The organism is Novosphingobium sp. AP12 (genome assembly GCF_000281975.1).
Taxonomy (GTDB): Bacteria; Pseudomonadota; Alphaproteobacteria; order Sphingomonadales; family Sphingomonadaceae; genus Novosphingobium.
In genome coordinates, this window is record NZ_AKKE01000151.1 from 1 (window position 1) to 17,792 (window position 17,792).

Annotated in this window: 15 protein-coding genes; 7 read left to right on the forward strand and 8 right to left on the reverse strand. The window is 65.2% G+C overall.

All coding sequences use genetic code 11. The features are described from left to right. The 3 genes from PMI02_RS21190 to PMI02_RS21200 all read right to left on the reverse strand — a co-directional run. A partial coding sequence (locus PMI02_RS21190; RefSeq protein ID WP_036504910.1) for a formylglycine-generating enzyme family protein occupies positions 1-758 on the reverse strand: 758 nt, incomplete at its 3' end. A gap of 38 nt (positions 759-796) precedes the next feature. Continuing rightward, positions 797-1,453, reverse strand: a complete 657-nt coding sequence (locus tag PMI02_RS21195; RefSeq protein ID WP_007686775.1) for a YidH family protein — start codon at positions 1,451-1,453, stop codon at positions 797-799. A 16-nt stretch (positions 1,454-1,469) separates the two neighbouring features. Continuing rightward, entirely contained in the window at positions 1,470-2,018 is a 549-nt protein-coding gene (locus tag PMI02_RS21200) for a DUF4136 domain-containing protein (RefSeq protein WP_007686776.1), read from the reverse strand. 193 nt (positions 2,019-2,211) lie between these two features. Here PMI02_RS21200 and PMI02_RS21205 point away from each other — a divergent pair, with 193 nt between their 5' ends. From PMI02_RS21205 to PMI02_RS28055, 3 genes are all read left to right on the forward strand, one after another. Then, the gene (locus tag PMI02_RS21205; protein ID WP_007686778.1) at positions 2,212-2,853 is read left to right on the forward strand and encodes a hypothetical protein; all 642 of its coding nucleotides are present in this window, start codon (positions 2,212-2,214) and stop codon (positions 2,851-2,853) included. A gap of 116 nt (positions 2,854-2,969) precedes the next feature. Beyond that, entirely contained in the window at positions 2,970-3,779 is an 810-nt protein-coding gene (locus PMI02_RS21210; protein WP_007686780.1) for a DUF2092 domain-containing protein, read from the forward strand. Positions 3,780-4,236: 457 nt separating this feature from the next. Beyond that, complete coding sequence (locus PMI02_RS28055; RefSeq protein ID WP_238539131.1) at positions 4,237-4,455, forward strand: hypothetical protein; 219 nt, start codon at positions 4,237-4,239, stop codon at positions 4,453-4,455. 108 nt (positions 4,456-4,563) lie between these two features. Here PMI02_RS28055 and PMI02_RS27615 read toward each other — a convergent pair whose 3' ends face one another. Next, complete coding sequence (locus PMI02_RS27615; RefSeq protein WP_007686785.1) at positions 4,564-4,932, reverse strand: DUF1622 domain-containing protein; 369 nt, start codon at positions 4,930-4,932, stop codon at positions 4,564-4,566. Positions 4,933-5,410: 478 nt separating this feature from the next. Here PMI02_RS27615 and PMI02_RS21225 point away from each other — a divergent pair, with 478 nt between their 5' ends. Further along, the gene (locus PMI02_RS21225) at positions 5,411-6,061 is read left to right on the forward strand and encodes a response regulator transcription factor (protein WP_007686787.1); all 651 of its coding nucleotides are present in this window, start codon (positions 5,411-5,413) and stop codon (positions 6,059-6,061) included. On the opposite strand, the gene PMI02_RS26040 is transcribed toward PMI02_RS21225, so the two are convergent. The 4 genes from PMI02_RS26040 to PMI02_RS21245 all read right to left on the reverse strand — a co-directional run bounded on the left by PMI02_RS26040 (position 6,003) and on the right by PMI02_RS21245 (position 14,115). Beyond that, entirely contained in the window at positions 6,003-7,184 is a 1,182-nt protein-coding gene (locus PMI02_RS26040; protein ID WP_007686789.1) for a sensor histidine kinase, read from the reverse strand. The two genes, PMI02_RS21225 and PMI02_RS26040, sit on opposite strands and share 59 nt — an antisense overlap. A 489-nt stretch (positions 7,185-7,673) precedes the next feature. After that, the gene (locus PMI02_RS21235; protein ID WP_007686792.1) at positions 7,674-10,187 is read right to left on the reverse strand and encodes a sulfite reductase flavoprotein subunit alpha; all 2,514 of its coding nucleotides are present in this window, start codon (positions 10,185-10,187) and stop codon (positions 7,674-7,676) included. A 98-nt stretch (positions 10,188-10,285) separates the two neighbouring features. After that, on the reverse strand, positions 10,286-12,466 hold the full coding sequence (locus PMI02_RS21240) for a TonB-dependent siderophore receptor (RefSeq protein WP_007686794.1): 2,181 nt from the start codon (positions 12,464-12,466) through the stop codon (positions 10,286-10,288). A 188-nt stretch (positions 12,467-12,654) separates the two neighbouring features. Next, complete coding sequence (locus tag PMI02_RS21245) at positions 12,655-14,115, reverse strand: PLP-dependent aminotransferase family protein (RefSeq protein WP_007686796.1); 1,461 nt, start codon at positions 14,113-14,115, stop codon at positions 12,655-12,657. 148 nt (positions 14,116-14,263) lie between these two features. Between PMI02_RS21245 and PMI02_RS27380 the strand changes: the two genes are divergently transcribed. From PMI02_RS27380 to PMI02_RS21255, 3 genes are all read left to right on the forward strand, one after another. Beyond that, complete coding sequence (locus PMI02_RS27380; protein WP_157222630.1) at positions 14,264-14,566, forward strand: hypothetical protein; 303 nt, start codon at positions 14,264-14,266, stop codon at positions 14,564-14,566. Continuing rightward, the gene (locus tag PMI02_RS21250; RefSeq protein ID WP_007686799.1) at positions 14,548-16,671 is read left to right on the forward strand and encodes a TonB-dependent siderophore receptor; all 2,124 of its coding nucleotides are present in this window, start codon (positions 14,548-14,550) and stop codon (positions 16,669-16,671) included. The genes PMI02_RS27380 and PMI02_RS21250 overlap by 19 nt, the downstream gene beginning before the upstream one ends. Positions 16,672-16,762: 91 nt before the next feature. Next, positions 16,763-17,779: an LLM class flavin-dependent oxidoreductase gene (locus PMI02_RS21255; protein ID WP_007686801.1), complete on the forward strand. Its 1,017-nt coding sequence runs from the start codon at positions 16,763-16,765 to the stop codon at positions 17,777-17,779. Positions 17,780-17,792: the final 13 nt, after the last annotated feature.

The window sequence follows — 17,792 nt, forward strand, 5'->3', positions numbered from 1 at the left end:
TTCGGATCGACGCTGAGCGCCTGGCCGCCGTCCTTCGGCCGGATCCCGCCGCAGCAGCTTCCGCCCGACTTCGCCCCGCCCGGCATCGACCACCAGTCGGCGGTCCACTCCCAGACGTTGCCGATCATGTCGAGAAGGCCGTAGCCGTTTGCCGGATAGCTCCCCACCGGCGAGGTCCGCAGCCAGCCGTCATCGAGCGTATTGGCGTAAGGAAACTGCCCCTGCCACACGTTGGCGTGATGGATGCCGCCGGGAACGAGGTCGTCCCCCCAGGCGAATTCCGTTTTCTCCGTACCGCCGCGCGCGGCGAACTCCCACTCCGCCTCGGTGGGTAGCGACATGCCCGACCATGCCAGGTAGGCCTCGACGTCGGCGAGCGCGACATGGACGACCGGGTGGTCGGGAAAGTCTTCGATGCTGCTGCCGGGACCCGTGGGATACCGCCAGTCGGCACCGGTGCGGTAGTCCCACCACTGGCTGGCCGGCCCCCTCGGATCGACGGGGCGGGGCGGCGGCTGGAATACCAGCGAGGCCGGCACCAGCATCTCGGGCAGAGCGCCGGGATAGTCGCGGGGATCGGGCGCGGTCTCCGCCACCGTCCGGTGTCCCGTCGCCGCGACGAAGCGGGCGAACTCGGCGTTGGTGACGGGGGTGGTGTCGATCCAGAAGCCGGCCACTTCCACAGGCCGCTCGGGGCGCTCCTCGGGATAGTGGTGATTGGAACCCATGATGAAGCGGCCGCCAGGAATCCATTCCATGGTCCGGGCCGCGGCATGCTGCGGGCTCGTCGCCAGGGTCATCGCAGCAACGAGAAGTCGAAGACGATGCCCATGAAGGCGGCGACGCCCAGGGCCACCAGCAGCACGGCCACGATCAGCGTGACCGATATCGGAAACCGCGTCTCCGCATGGACCAGGCCCTCGTTGGCCATCAGCTGCCGCAGACCGCGCAGTTCGGATACGTACTGCAGGTGGCGCGCGATGCCGCCGACGAGGAGCAGCACGCCCAGCACGATCAGCGCGAGGCCGAAGTTGCGCGGCGCCTGGCTCTGCAGGATGACCCCCGCCTGATGCAGCTTGTTGAACGTCTGATAGATCGTGAAGCCGAAGCCGATCAACGACAGCGAGGTCCGCATCTCCGACATCAGCGTCCGGTCCGCGCTCATCCGCGTGCGCTGGAACGACATGCCGGTCCGCCGCATCGACATTTCCGTGCGGTGGTCGGAAAGGTCGGTGCGGTGCTGCGACAGGTCGGTACGGAATTCGGAGAGATCGGTGCGGTGCTCGGACAGCCCGGTCCGGAAGCGCGAGAGCTTGCTGCGGTACTGCGAGAAGTGCACCGACGCATCGTCCGACTTCTCGCCCTGCACGTCGGGAATCTCGGGAATCCGCGGAAGCGCGATCCGCTCGGGCCGCTTGGGCGTGTCGGCGGAATCCTGCGGCTTGTCCGTCATCGTACTGCTCCGCCCGTCACTTCTTCGCCTTGGGCGGCGGGGGCGGGAAGTTAGCCAGCACCGCGCTGACGGCGGTGTCCACGGTCTCCTGGCTCACCGCGTCGCTGGATATCTGCTGCGTGGCGGTGCCATGCCATACGGGCGACTTCGTCTTGCTGTCATAGATGTCGATCACCAGGGTTCCGTCGGTGACGTTCCTCACGTCCACCTGGCCGTAGCCGCCACCCCAGCCGCCGCCCCATGCGCCCCAGGGCCGGTAGTAGGCCCCGTAGCCGCCGAGCTGCGTCACCTCGACGCGGTCACGCGCGCCCAGGGTGAAGCCGATGGCGAAGTCGGCCGGCTCTCCCTGCGTGTATCCGCGAGAGGCGAGATAGGCGTTCACCGACGTCTTGACGCGCTGGAGCAGCAGCGGATTCGCGGCCTGCGGCGCCGCGTTGTAGGCCCAGCTGTATGTCTTGTAGGCCCCGAACTGCGCTTGCGGGTCCGCATCGAAATTCACTTTGGGCGTGGTCGTGCACGATGCCAGGAGAATGACACAAGACAGTGTAGCCGCACGCAAGATCATGGGGATTCTCCCTGCTGGAACGGGCTAGACTATCGAGCCGGCGGCGCGCTGCATCTATCAGGGTTGTCCCTATCTATGCGGGCGGGCACCCCGGATGAGGCCTGGGCGATCCCGGACGATCAGTCATTTTCCGGGGCGCGTCCTCGGGTAGCCCCCGATAGCCATCCGGCGCGCATCCCGCACAATCCCTGGCATGAGCAGCACCGAACCAAGCGACCGCCTGAGCGCGGTGTCCGACACCCTGGCAGCGATCGTCCTGTCGGTCTCCGCCCTCCTCACCTCGTGGGCGAGCTTCCAGGCGGCCCTGTGGGACGGCGAGCAGGCTGCCGCCTACACCCGGGCTGGAGCCACCCGCGTCACGGCGAGCCAGCTGGCGACCGAAAGCGGCCAGCAGCAGGGCCTGGACCAGTTCCTCTTCTCGCAGTGGCTCAACGCCTATGCGGGCGGCGACCTGCGCCTGCAGCGCTTCTATCGCGACCGCTTCCGGCCCGAGTTCGGCCTGGCGTTCGACCGCTGGGCCGCGCTGGAACCCATGCGCCATCCCGACGCGCCCAAGTCCCCCTTCCTGATGAAGGAATACGCGCCCCGGCTGACCCGTGAGGCCGCCGCTGCGGACAAACGCGCAAACGAGCAGTACGAACAGGGGCAGCGGTATAACTCGACCAGCGACGCCTATGTCGCGGCAACCGTGGTGCTCGCGCTCAGCCTGTTCCTCGGCGGCATCGGCCAGACCTTCGATCGCAAGAGGCTCGCCACGGCATTGACGCTGCTGGCCGCCGCCGCCGGCATGTTCGGACTGATCCGGCTGGCGGACCTGCCGACGATGTCCCTGTGAGGCTCCGGCCGTCCCGGCACTCAAGGCATTTACCGTCCGACCACAGGGTTTCCCCTGATTTCTAGGGGCGGGTCGCGGTCGGATGCTCGTGGCCGCCGACATAGAGGAGAGATTCCATGCAGATGCCCAGGTTCCGGTCGCTTCCCGCGACGGCAGCGCTTGCGATCGCGCTGTTCGCACAGGGTCCCGCCGCCGCTCAGCCGGCGACGCCCGCAGCGGCCGCTCCTCAGCCTTCCGTCCAGCCCGCCAGGCCGGCGCCGATCGATCCCGTCGCGATCGAGGCGCTGAAAGGCATGGGCGCCTACCTCAAGTCGCTCAAGGCATTCGAACTTCGCTCGAAGGCCGTCGCGGAGACCGGGGTCGGCGACATGGATATCAAGGTGCACCTCGGCTACGAGGCGCTCTACAAGGTGCAGCGCCCGACCGGATTCTACGTCGAACTGAAGTCCGACCGGACGGTCCGGGAATACTTCTACGACGGCAAGAGCTTCACGGTGAACGTGCCGCGCCAGAACTTCTACTCGACCGTCGCGGCACCGCCGACGATCCGCGACATGGTCGACAAGGCCTATGCCGACTACGGCATCGACCTGCCCCTGTCGGACTTGTTCTACTGGGCCGAGCAGCCGACGACCGACGGGATCACGACCGCGATCCGCATCGGCTACGCCAAGATCAACGGGCAGGAGGCCGACCAGTTCGCCTACCAGGGCCCCAACCTCGACTGGCAGCTCTGGATCGCGCGCGGCAAGGCGCCGGTCCCGCTCAAGATCGTCATCACCGACCGCGTCGACAGCATGCATCCGTCCTACTCAGCAGAGTTGACGTGGAACACATCGCCGACGCTGAAGTCGGCCGACTTCAAGTTCACGCCGGATCCCAAGGCGTCCGCGATCCAGATGTCCAAGATCACCGGGGACATGTGAGATGCGCCGTGCCAACAAGTTGACCGTCATGCTTGGAGCCAGTGCGCTGGTTCTGGGCGCCGCGCTGGCCCCGCCGGCCGAGGCGCAACATCGCCTCGGCGGCGGTGGGCTCCATGTCGGCGGCGGGGCGGGCGGACTGCGCCCTCACTCGCCGACCAATTTCCACGCGCCCGGGAGCGGCGGCGGCGGCATCAAGAACCCTCGGGTTCCAGCCGATCACCCCAGCGGTGGCGGCGGCTCCGGACCTCCGCCCGGACCCCCTCCGGGACCGGGGCCCGGACCAAATCCCGGACCCGGGCCCGGACCTGGTCCCGGCCCACACCCCGGACCTGGGCCCGGCCCCGGCCCGCATCCTGGTCCTCCGCCTCCGCCTCCGCCTCCGCCTCCTCCCCCGGGCTGGGGCTATGGCTGGGGATGGGATGACGATCCGCTATGGGACGCCGCTGCCATCGGTATCGTGGCAGGAACCACGGCTGCGGTGGTCGCCAGCGCATCCACCCCCAGCACCGTCATCATCAACACGACCAGCGTCGGTTCAGTCGTGACCGCCCTGCCCCCCAATTGCCCGAAGGTCGTGCGCGGATCGATCACCTACTTCAGCTGCAACCAGATCTGGTATCTGCCGCAGTACCAGTCTTCCGGCGTGACTTACGTCATCGTTAATCCGCCGGGATGACCGTGCCGTCGCTGTCCCCTGCAGCGGGCACGGTCGCCGGGGCGGCCATTGCCCGGCCGCCCCGGCTACATCTTGTCATGGACAGGAAGACCGGAAAACCGGATGCTGTCAGGTAGAGGATTCATCTCGCCCGGGCAGTGCGAAGGGTCCCCGGATCTCCTCTATGTCGCGCTCGAGGAAGAAGCCGAGGCCAGTCCGGATCGCGGCAATGGCAGCCAGTTTTCCGATGTCGTCCCAGGTCGGCGCGATGGCGGTGCGGATGATGTCGGCACCCAGGGCGAACTCGAGTGCCAGCAGTATCCAGCGGGCGAATCCGATCCAGGTCTCCCTGCGCGACCACGGCACCTTTTGCGCCCGCGCGAAATGCAGGACGATGCGCAAGGACGTTTCCGCGGCACCGATCAGCACCGTCACGACGACGATGAGTTCAAGTCCAAGGGCGGTGGTGGACGCAAGCATCCGGAGCCATTCTTCCATTCCACCAGTTTGCGCACCGCTCCGGCGCTCGGGTATCAAGACAGATGCCTATTTCGAGCGGGATTATTCACTAGACCGGGCATAATTTGCGCCGATTTCGGATTTTTAGGCTACAGCTTCTTGCCAATTGGCCCGGGCGGTCGGAAACTGGGGAGCCGGAGGGAGACCGGCGCGCAGATTGGCCGTCGGCATCCCCCGGACTTCGACTGCGCTCGCCGGGATTGCCACCCGGCATATATTGCAAGCACTTAGGCGATGGTGTCGCCGGGGGGATTTGAGTGGGACATCGACCGGAGCGGCTAGCGGATGCTCGTTAACCCCGGCACGGCTGTGTTCTTGCAGTCAATACTCGTATCATACCCACCTGTGTTCAATGAATTCTAGGGAAATCCCCGATTGAACGGGCGTGCACCACAGCGATGATGACACTTCCTGAATTGGCTACTGGACCTGATAATACAAAGGAGAACTGGTTCAAATGCGCCCTGCTATTAGCAGAATCCTCATTGCCGACGATCACCAGGCCATGCGCCAGGGTGTCCGTAGCCTGCTGGAGTCGCACCCCGCCTATCAGGTCATCGCAGAAGCCGGCGACGGACGTGAAGCACTCGACCTGGCTCGCGAAGGCAAGCCCGACATCGCGATTCTCGATTATTCCCTGCCACTGATGAACGGCCTCGAACTCACCCGCTCGATCAAGCACGACCTGCCGCGCACCGAGGTGCTCATCTACACCATGCACGACCGCGAGAGCATTCTCATCGATGTCCTGCGCGCCGGTGCGCGCGGCTATGTCCTCAAGTCGGACAGCGGCGCGCACCTGATCGCCGCCGTGGCCGCGCTCGCCCGGCACAAGCCCTATTTCTCGGGCGCCATTTCCGAAACGCTGCTCGAGCACTTCATCGAAAGCGACCACAGCACCGACAAGAGCGTGATGCTGACGGCCCGCGAACGCGAGATCGTGCAACTCATCGCCGAGGGCAAGCTGAACAAGCAGATCGCCCATATGCTCAACATCAGCGTCAAGACCGTGGAAACGCACCGCGCAGCCGCGATGCACAAGCTCAAGCTCAGGTCGACCGCCGAGCTCGTGCTTTATGCGGTTCGGAACAATATCGTTGAGCCTTGACGGTCGCCGCGGCGGGGTCGTGCGCCCTGCGCTGCGGGAAATAGGCGCCGATATGGGTGCCCTTGAGCCGCCGCTCCACGCAGAATATCCCGCCTAGCGCCTCGACCCGCGCGCGCATGCCCGCAAGTCCGACGCCGATCGCTTCCTGCATGCGCCCCTCGGCAATTTCGCGAGGGATGCCTATGCCGTCATCCTCGATCTCCAGGACCAGATGCTTGGCGACCGTGCGCAGCCTCACGTTCACTTCGGTCGCGCAGGCATGCTTGCTGACATTGACCAACGCTTCCTGCGCGACACGGTAAAGCGCCATATCCAGGCTCTCCGATTTCCGGAGCCGCCCGGCCATGTTGTCGAAATTGACAGTGAGCCCGGTACGCCTCCCGAACCCGGTGAGAAACGTGGAAAGGGCCTGCACGATGCCGCGGCTGGTCAGTTCAGGCGGGTGCAGGACGTAGCTCATCGTGCGCATCTGATGCTGCGCTGCACAGAGCACGGATTCGATGTCCAGGCACTTCTCCTCGACCTCTTCGAATGTCCTGGCACTGCGCATGGCCTCAAGCGTCAGTTGGGCCAGCGCCACCTGCTGCGAAGTCCCATCGTGGAGCTCCCGCGCGATGCGGCGCCGCTCCTCGTCCTGTGCCTGCAAGATCTTCACCTGCTGGGACCGTTTCGAAATCCGCTCCCGCTCCTTGTCCTTCGAGGACGAAACCAGCACCAGGGTCATGTCGTCACGGCAGCCGAATTTGACCGCATTGAGCGTCAGCGCCGAGCGTTCGCGTGATACGGTGGTATAGGTGCGGTCGATCGATATCGCCTCACCGTCGACGACCATCCGAATTTGGCGGCACGCTTCCTGAAAGCCAGCGTCATCCAGTGGCAGGAGGCGCAAATAATCGTCCAAGTGCAAGCCCACGTCCGTGGCCTTCGCAAGCCCCGTCTCGCCTTGAGTCAGTGAGAGGTTGGAAACGGTGACAAGTCCCGCCGCATCGAGAACGAAGAGCCCGACGGGCAAGGCGCGAACAAGATCAACGACCACATCCAGCGGTTCGCTTCTCCGAATAGAAGCCGTAGAACCAGTGATGCCTACGACGATCGAAGCCCCATCGATCACCCTGTTGGCCATCGTGCATCCCCACATGCTTAGGACGGATCGCCCTAATAGGATTAATCGTGAACATTAATTACAAGCAGCACGACCCATTCCAAGTGCATTTAGAATTATTATAATTTTATCTCGTCTTGCGCCCCAGATCGCATCCTACAACAACAAATATGCCATGCCAACTACAACCGTTACGCCGCTTATGTTTAACTAATGAAGACAACCTAAGCTGACGTGATTTCGCGTACAGTAGTGCACACTGCCTTACGGTCATCAGTTTTTGCTTTTGCGATAAGATCGACGGAGCCTACCTTCACCCGAAGCAATGGCTCTCCGTAAACATTGAGCTAAGACGCCGTCCCGATCCGTACCGCAGTGCGCAAAAGTAAATCTGACAAGCAGGCCGCATCGACGTTACCACGAATCTGTGCCCTCATGGCTTCAGGGTCGATCCACATACCAGCAATGCGATACGTTAGGTAGGCAATATTACCCTCAGGGTAATTACGGTCAGTATATGTCCCGTCGATAGCGCCCCGTTTCAATCATCGATTCGACTTGGTCATCTCCCAGCGCCATGCGCAGCGCCGCATCTACAGCGGGAGCCATGCCTGCGATGCTGCCGCAGACGTAGACTGAAGCGCCGGTGCTTACCCAGCCGCGGATTTCTTCGGCACCGGCAGTGACGGCGTCCTGAACGTAGCGGCCGCATTGAAGGTCCCTAGACCAGGTGCGGTCGAGCCGGCCCAGCACTCCCCGAGCATGGAGCGCCAACAGTTCTTCCTCGTGGAAGGCGTCCAGCGCTGCGCTGCGCTCTCCGAACAGCAGCCACGCCGGCGAGGCACCGGTCGCCGCCCGTTGGCGCAAATGAGCCATCAGTCCGGCCAGGCCCGTGCCATTGCCGATGAGGATCATCGGCCCGGGCTGATCCGGCGGACGGAAATTGGCATTGGCGCGCAGGCGCATGGCGATTTCGCCTTGGACCGGGGCGAGTTCGGTCAACCAGCCGGAACCGAGTCCCAAAACCCCTCGCTCGTCCCGAACCTGCCGCACGAGGAGATGGACGCACCCGTCGGCCTGGATGGAAGCAATCGAGTATTCACGGTGCGGCAGGGGCCGAAGCGTGCGCACGAGATCTGCGACGTCGCCAGGGAGGCCCTGCACCGTGTCGGGCAGGATTGCGCCTGCAAGGTGGTCTGCCAGCGTGACCCCGTCTACGCGGGCATTGCCGTCCAGCCCCGCACCCGCCAGCCACTCGGCAACCCGGGCCGGACCGTGGCGGGGCGCGACCTCGGCGATGTCGCCTGGCAGCCAATCGGCCTCGGTGTCGCCGATCGGCGCGATCGCGATGTGGAACGCCGGGCCGCCATGGCTGCCCGGATTGAGATGGCGACGCTCGACCAAGCGCCAGCGGCCATACGCATGGGTCTCCCAGTCGGGCATGTCACCGCGGGCGCCGATGGAGACTATCTGCTGCTGCCACTGCCGCTGCGCATCCGCATCATCCCCGTCCATCTCGATCATGTCGAACATCCGTTTGGCGCCGCCCGCATGGAGCCAGCGGTCGACCCCGTGTCCGAAAGCGCAGAAATCGTCATATTCGCGGTCGCCGAGCGCAAGCACGGCATAATCGAGATGATCAAGGGGCGCAGGCGAAGCCATGGTGCGACTGGCGAAACCGCGTGCGCTGTCCGGCGGCTCGCCCTCGCCATATGTGCTGATCACGAAGAGAGCCCGCCGAGCACCCGCAAGCATGTCGGGCGACAACTGCGAAATAGGCACCACGGGCGCGCTTTCAAATGCCGTCGATGTCAGCCTTGCGAGGCGAACCGCACCGCCGGTCTGGCTGGCGTGTACGATCAGGGTTTCCGAAGCCTCGCCGGCCCGCGGCACGGTGGGCACGTCGAGCGCACGCAGCGCCTTCTTCTTCTTCCGTCTCGCGAAGTATAGCAGGAACCCCGTAATCGTGAACAGCGGCATGGTAAGGCTGGTAAGCAGCAGCGCGATCCGCCCGGCCGTGCCGAAGAAGGCGCCCCGGTGGATTTCCAGCATGCTCGTCGTGATCGTCTTGCCCCAATTGCGCCGCGCATGCAGATCGACCTTCTCGACCGCGCCCGAGGTGGCATCGATCCTGTACTCGTCCGTCATGCGCTCGTGCCTCGCCTCGGGCGCGAGGGCCCGGAACGAGATTGGCTTGTCACCGGCAGGCATCGTGATGCGCACGTTCTCGAAGTGGCCGCCGCTGGCGCGCAGGAAGCTGCGCCATGCCGTTGCGAGTACCGGCGGGCGCGCCGCTCCGTCCGGCCTGGTCTCCTCGCGCTGTTCCTGGCGAGACCCTTGTCCGGTCAGCGCATGGAGCACGCCCTGACGATACCAGTCGTAGGACCACCATAGCCCTGTTAGCGCACTAAGAAGATAGAAGACGAGCACCCATCCGCCGATGACGGCATGAAGCGCGCGGTAGAGGTTTCGTCCGGACTTGCGCAGGTCGAGTACCAACCAGGCGCGCCAGTCCAGCGGTTTGCGCGGCCAACGCAAATAGAGCCCGGAGAGCGCGAAGTAGATCAGCGCGAGAGCGGAAAAACCGGTGATCTGTCGCCCGATGCCGTTGCCGCCCTCAGGCAGCGCGAGCCAGCGGTGCAGGGAGGTGACGAACCGGAATAGATCATGGCCCGTGGCCCTTCCCAGCAGCCGCCCATCGTGAGGGTCCACGTAGCTGCTCTCGCCTCTCCCCTTCCCGGGCTGCGGCGCGAACCACACCAGGTGCGCGCGGTCAGGCTGAGCTTCCATCGTCAGGCTGGTCACCGCCAGACCATCTCGCTGCGCCGAAGCGCGAGCGATGATGGCGTCAGGCGAGAGACGGAGCGCACCGGACGGCTCGATCGTGACCACGCCTGGGCTGAGCGCGGCCATGATCTCGTCTTCATAGCTGAGCATCGCCCCGCTGACGCCCATCACAGCGAGAACGATGCCCGCCGTGATGCCGAGGAACCAGTGAACCTGGAAGAGTATCTGTCGCGTCATTGCATGGTCTCGAGAATAAGCCGATCACGGATCGGCGGCACGCGGCGACGAGGCCATTCAGGGCTGGAGATCACGCCGGCTCGGTCGAAGCGGCGGTTTCAGAACTCGATCGTGGCGGATGTCTTGAAGGTTCGCGGCATGCCCTGGACGAGATATCCGCCGAGCGACGAGGCCCAGTAGCGCTTGTTGGCGACGTTATCGACGTTGAAACGGAAGGTGATCGGCTTGTCCGCCACGGCGACGACATAGCGCGCACCGATGTCGAAGCGGGTCCATTCCGGCAGATCCAGGGTGTTGGTGAGGTTCACCATCTGCTTGCCGGTCTGCATCACCCGCCCGGTCAGGGTGACGCCGGGCACGAAGGCCAGGTCCCACTCGACATTGGCGTTGGCGGTGTACTCCGGCACCCCGATCGCGTCGTTGCCATCGGTGGCGCCATTGGTCGTGCGGCTCTGCTTGGCGTCGGTGACCGAAAGCCCCGCGATGATGCGCAGACCGTCGACAGGCTCTCCGTCGAAGCTCAATTCGACGCCCTTGTTGCGCTGCTGACCGTTGAGCGTGAACACCGTGCCTGCCGGCGTCACCTCGTTCAGTGCCTGGGGACGGTCGGTCTGGAACAGCGCCAGCGAGGCATTGAACCGACCCATCGCGACCTTGCCGCCGATCTCGTACTGCACTGTCTTGAATGGCGGGAAGACCTCGCCGACGTTGAGCGTGCCGGCGCCGGCGGTCGGCCCCTGCGCCAGTCCCTCGATACGGTTGGCGTAAAGCGAAACCCGCTCGGTCGGGCGAACGACGAGTCCTACGACGGGGGTGGTCGCGCTTTCGCTGTAATCCACCGAAAGGCTGCCCGCCGGCTGCGGCGTCGGGACCGTGACGGCGTTGGCGCGATAGGTGCGAACGTGGATATTCTGGCGCCGCAGCCCAAGCGTCAGCAGCACCTTGTCGTCGAACGCACCAAGCGTGTCGGAGGCGAACAGGCTGGACAGGCGGGTGCGGTTGACCGGGAACGGGTCATCACGGTCGCCGCCCTGGAGACCGCCGTTGAAGTTCGGCTCCGGCACGTCGATCGGATCATACAGGTTGTTGTTGGGCGTGGTGATCGCCGGCGAGAAACCATAGGCGTTGCGGTTGACGTAGCGGCTATGCGAGCCGCCCAGATTGAACTCATGGGATATCGGGCCGGTGGTGAACTTGCCCCGGATACCGACCTGCCCCGCCTCGTTGTTGTCGTTCCGAGGAATCGTCGAGCCGGTGACGCGGGCCGCGCCAGTGGCGCCATTGACGACCGTGAAGCTCTGATAGTTTCCACGCTCCGCAGTGTCGCGTGCGCCCGCCGAGGCGTAGAACATGATCTCGTCCGTCAGGTCGTATTCGAACTTCAGGATGCCGAAGATGTCGCGAATAGTGGTGTAGTTCCAGTCCTGGCCGTAGTTGCTGTCCGCATCGGGTGCGTCCGGCACTACCGTTACACCCAGCAGCTGCACCATCGGGCGCATGTGACGCACCTTCACTCGCTGGTAGGCGAGGTCGATCGAGGCGCGGGCGCGGTCGCTGCGCCAGTCAAAGCCAAGGCCGAGCACGGTCGAACTGCGGAACTCGTCCTCGATCGCGATGTCGCCCGAGCGGGTAGCGCCATTGATGCGGACGCCGAAAGCATTGTCCTGACCGAAGCGCCGGCCGAAATCGAAGGCGCCGCCGAAATGCGCGTCCGACTGGTAGTTGACGGTGACGCGGTTGGTGTCGACGTCCTTGGCACGCTTGGGCTGGAGGTTGACCGTACCGCCCAATGCCGTGCCCCCGGGAGCGGCACCGAACAGAAACGCGCTCGCCCCGTTGAGTATCTGCACCTGGTCATACAGCTCGGGCGAGACCAGCTGGCGCGGCGTGACACCGTAGAGGCCATCGATGGCGATGTCTTCGCCGAAAAGCGGGAAGCCGCGGATGATGAACTGCTCCGACGCGTTGCCGAAACCCAAAGACGTGCGGACCGATGGATCGTTCTCGAGCACTTGCCCGAGTGTCAGCGGCTGCTGGTTGAGGATCAGCGTCTCGCTGTAGGCCTTGATCGCGAAGGGCACTTCCATCGCGTCCTTCGCGCCCAAAGCGCCTAGGCCGCCCTTGCGGATGACCTGCGTTTCGTTCTCGCGCTGGGCGGTGACGACGATGTCCTGCGACGCTTCGGTGGCTTCCTGCGCCGATGCTGGCGGCGCGCAGGTGAGGCCAGCGGCCAGTGCGAAAAGCCCGGCGCTGCCGGCGATGGTGTGGTTGCGACCCATTGTTCGTGCCCCCTGAGTTGCTGTCCTCCGGCGGATGAGCGGGTTTTCGCCGACCGGACAATCAACGCCCCAGCGATCGTCGGCGTGCGGGGGCCCAATTGCGCATATGCAAATCAATAGCAAGAACGCTGTGGTCGAATTTCAGCCAGCAACGCTTTGAAATGGGATGGGCCTTTAACCCAAGGGCGTCAGCCCGCAGCTTCGCGCAAGGCGGCGATGGCGGTGCGGGCCTCGTGCTCGTTGAGGCTAGCGAAGCCGATGCGCAGGCCCCGGGGGGCACCGTCCCGTGTCATGAACGACCGCGAGGCGGCAAAACGCAGGCCCATGGCGGCGGCGCGGGTCTCCATCTGGTCGATGTCGGCGTGGAACCGTAGCCAGAATGCGAGCCCGCCGTCCGGGACCCGGTATTGCGCGAGATCACCGAAGGCCTGGTCGATTTCGGCGGCGAAATTATCACGGCGGCGAGCATAGATCTGCCAGACCTTGCGCGCATGGCGGCGCAGTTCACCGCTCTCGATCAGTTCGGCAGCGGCATCCTCGGTCAGCGTATTGCCCATGCCGTCGGTAAGCGAGACCATATGCGCGACGGCGGCGATGGTCCTCGGCGGGGCCGCGATGTAGCCGATGCGAAGAGCGGGCAGGAGCAGCTTCGACAGCGATCCGACGTAGATGACGTGGGCCGGCCCGTAGCCCGCCATCGGCAGCAGAGGCTGCGATTCGAAGTGAAATTCGTGGTCGTAGTCGTCCTCGATGATCGCGAAGCCGAACTGCCGGGCAAGGTCGAGAAGGCGCAGGCGCCGTTCGGGACGGAGCGCCACCGTGGTCGGGAACTGGTGGTGCGGGGTGACGAACACGGCCCGCACGGCATTGCGGCGACAGGCGAGTTCGACTGCCTCGATGTCGATCCCGTCCTCGTCGAGGCCGACCGGTATGACCTTGGCGCCCAGCGCTTTGAACGCGGCGACGGCGGGCTCGTAGGTCAGTTCCTCGACGATGATGGCATGGCCCGGCTGGATCAGCGCCTGGGTGGCGAGGAATATGCCGTTCTGGCTGCCGCGCGTGATACAGATGTTCTCGGCGGTGACCGGCAGCCCGCGCTGGGTCTTGAGCATTGTCGCGATGCTCTCGCGCAAGGCCGGGGAGCCGCGCGGATCGCGGTACTGGAAACCGTTTTCACGGGAAGCGCGGTAGGTGGCGGAGCGATAGGCCCGGGCCAGCAGTTCGGGCGGGAACAGGCGGCCGTCCGGCGCGCCTTCGTCAAGCTTCAGGCCCGGTCCCGGGGGCAGCGCCAGCGGGCGTTCCGGCGGCTGGGCGATCCGATAGTCGACGACGGCATTGCTCATCGTCATTTCCGTGTCGCTGCGATCGATGCTGGCCGGCGCGGGCAGCGAGGTGGAGACCATGGTCCCACGCGTTCCCGCAGAGGCGAGCCAGCCCTGGGCGATCAGGTCCTCGTAGGCCAGCACCACCGTCTTGCGGTTGACGCCCAGCGTTGCCGCCAGTTCTCGGCTGCTAGGAAGGTAGGTCCCCGAAGTCAGGCGCCCCCGCTCGATGTCGCGGATGAGCGCCTGGATGATCTGCATGTAGATCGGAACATTGCGCCGGGGATCGATGCGCTCCCCCAGACTGACTTGCCACGGACGCAACATTGGACCGCCCCCCGCCCTTTCCTGAAATGTCTCGAGGGGTCCAACCCTACCAGACTGGCCTGTCCCTGCAATGCCGGTCCGGTCCTAATTTTTTTCGACATACCTCCAGGGCTGGAAGATGGGACCACGCCGAGCCGGGGTTTAGTTGATGAAGTACGTGCGCGGCGGCACCATGCTTGTAGGCGAAGGCGGCCGCGGGATCGACGATGTGAAGAACCTGCGCGAAGGTAGCACCGCGCCGCGATGTAGGAAAATCGCCTATGCCGCCGCCTCATCGACCTGGAGGAAGGCCAGTTCCGGCGACCGGGTTGCCAAAAATGCCATATTTTTCCGCGAGCTATACCAAGGTTTTGTTGCGATTAATTCTCAACATCAATATCGCGCCTGCGATGCTGCATTGCACAAAGGGGGCGTACGATTCGTACTTTCAATATGTCGGCCATCATTCTGATGGCATCGACCGGGGTTCCCATCGCGCCGGCCTTGGCGGCTGAGGACGCCGAAAACGACCCGATCATCGTCAATGGACAGGCCGAAGGCCGCTACGCCATATCGTCGGCCAGCACCGGCATGAAGATCGACGTGCCGCTGCTGAAAGTGCCGCAGTCGGTGACTGCGGTGTCGAACGAGGTGATCGTCGAACAATCGGCGCAGGTCCTCAGCGACGTGCTGCGCAACGTCAGCGGGATCACCGAGGCGAACAACTTCGGCAATACCGGCGACAACTTCATGATACGCGGCTTCGAGAGCGGCCAGGGCACGGTCCTGCGCGATGGCTACACCACGGTGCAGGTTCGCGCGCTCAACGCCTCGACCGAGCGGGTCGAGGTGCTGAAGGGCCCGGCATCGCTGCTGTACGGCCGTTTCGAGCCGGGCGGGCTCATCAACGTCATCACCAAGAAGCCGCTGGATAGCTTTCACTACAACGTGAACACCAACTTCAGCACGCGCGGCCAGAGCCGGCAGGTGGCAGACGTGACCGGTCCGCTGGGCGGCGGCTTCGCCTTCCGCGTCGTCGGCGAGTACGAGGACAGCGACTACTGGCGCAAGCACGGCCACGACATCGAGCGCACCTACGTCGCGCCCAGCCTGTCATGGAGCGGCGGCGGTTTCAGCATGTTGGCCGCTTACGAATATACCGACAGCACTCAGCCGTTCGACCGCGGCCGCGTCTACTTCAACGGGCAGCGTCTCGACACGCCCTCGACCCGCTACTTCGGCGAGGACTTCACCACCCTCAAGCAGCGGCTCCATTCAGGCAACCTGCTGCTGGCCTATGCCTTTGCGCCGGGATGGCGGGCCGAGGCCAAGTATGCGGTCCAGCGCACGTCCGGTTCCGACCTCCAGGTGCGCCCGCGCAGCCTTGTCGTGGGCCCGGACGGGCAGGCGACCGGCGAACTGATCCGCAGCCTCGACGGCAACCGCGACCTCAGCGACGACCGCGACTACGTCTCGCTCAACATCCACGGCGACGTCCAGGTCCTGGGCATGCGCCACAAGCTGCTGTTTGGCGCCGACTACGAGAAGTACGAGAGCCGGCGCGGCTTCCAGGTCGACTCTCCACGTCGGGGCGGTTTCAACGTGTACGATCCGGTTTACGGGCTGCTGGACCGGAATCTCGCGGAGCTGACGGTGACCCCCAACTCCGCCACGATCGACAGCTACAAGACCGGCGGCCTGTACTTCCAGGACCTCGTCATGGTGGACGATGCCTGGACGCTGGTGTTCGGCGGACGCTACGAGACCTTCAAGGACTTCACCCAGAGCGGCTCCAGCGTCAGCGACAGATCCAGGACCGACACCTTCCTCCCCCGCCTCGGCCTGGTTTACCAGCCGCGCCCGAACGTCTCGGTCTACGCGAGCTATTCGCGGGCCTTCGCGCCCAATCCCTCGGTCCCGGCGGAGGGTGACCAGCCGGCGTCCGGCCCCTTCCCGCCCGAACGCAGCCGCAGCTACGAAGTGGGCATCAAGGGCGAGATCCTGAGCGGCGTGACCACCACTCTGGCCGTCTACGACATCCGCAAGAACAACGTGCTCGAAACCGTCGACATCGGCGACGGCAACACCATCACCGAAGCGCGCGACAAGGTCACCTCGCGCGGGGTCGAGTTCGACATAGCGGGAGAGATCACCCGGCGGCTCAGCGTCATCGCCTCCTACGCTTATACCGACGCCAGCGATCCGCAGAGCACGTCGGGCGACAGCGTGGTCAACGTCGCGCGGCACACGGGCAGCGTCTCGCTGTCCTACCGTCCGGGCGGAGTGCTGGAGGGCCTCTCCCTCGGCGGGGGCGCGTTCCACACCGGGCGCCGCTACGGCGGGCTTTCGCAGTCGCCCGGCGGGGCCAACACCGTACCCTTCCACCTGGGCGCCTACACGACGTTCGACCTGAACGCGGGTTACTCGGTCAGGCTGGCGTCCGGGCACACCGCCTATGCGCGCCTGACCCTGCGCAACCTCACCAACCGCAACTACGACCAGTCCGCGGGCAACGCGCTGCGGGTGGTCCCGGGACAGGCGCGCACCCTGTTCGCGACGGTAGGCATGCGGATGTGACCGTCTTGATGGGGAGGCCGGCGCTCCCCATCAACGCTCTGGTAGCCGCGCCCCTGCGGCAGACGGCGCAAAGCGATCGGAACAGGCAGGCATGAAGAAGATTGGGTTCCTCTCGTTCGGGCACTGGTCGCCCGCGCCGCAGTCGGCCACGCGCTCGGCGAGCGACGTGTTGCTGCAGTCGATCGACCTTGCCGTCGCCGCCGAGGAACTGGGCGCGGACGGCGCCTACTTCCGCGTCCATCACTTCGCCCAGCAGCTCGCCTCGCCCTTCCCGCTGCTCGCGGCGGTCGGCGCGCGCACCAGCCGCATCGAGATCGGCACCGGCGTCATCGACATGCGCTACGAGAACCCGTTCTACATGGCGGAGGACGCAGGGTCCGCCGACCTCATCGGCGGCGGCCGTCTCCAGCTCGGCATCAGCCGCGGCTCGCCCGAGCAGGTGATCGAGGGCTGGCGCCACTTCGGCTACACGCCTGCAGAGGGCGAGAGCGACGCCGACATGGGTCGCCGCCATGCCGAAGTGTTCCTCCAGCTGCTCAAGGGCGAGGGCTTCGCGCAGCCCAATCCCAATCCGATGTTCCCGAACCCGCCGGGGCTGCTTCGCCTCGAGCCGCATGCGCCGGGCCTGCGCGAGCGGATATGGTGGGGTTCGGGCGCCAACGCCACCGCCGTCTGGGCCGCCCGGATGGGCATGAACCTGCAAAGCTCGACCCTCAAGGCGGACGAGAGCGGCGAGCCCTTCCACGTCCAGCAGGCCCGCCAGATCCGCCTCTACCGCGATGCCTGGAAGGAAGCGGGCCATGCGCGCGAGCCGCGCGTCTCGGTCTCGCGCTCGATCTTCCCGATCATGGACGAGCGCGATCGCAGCTACTTCGGGCGCGGCGAAAGCAGCGACCAGGTCGGCGTGATCGACAACATGCGCGCGGTGTTCGGCCGCTCCTACGCCGCCGAGCCGGAAGCGCTGATCGAACAGCTGCGCGCCGACGAGGGCATCGCCGAAGCCGACACGCTGCTGCTGACCGTGCCCAACCAGCTCGGCGTCGCCTACAACGCCCACGTCATCGAGAGCATCCTGAAGCACGTCGCGCCCGCCCTCGGCTGGCGCTGACCCCCAGGGGAAA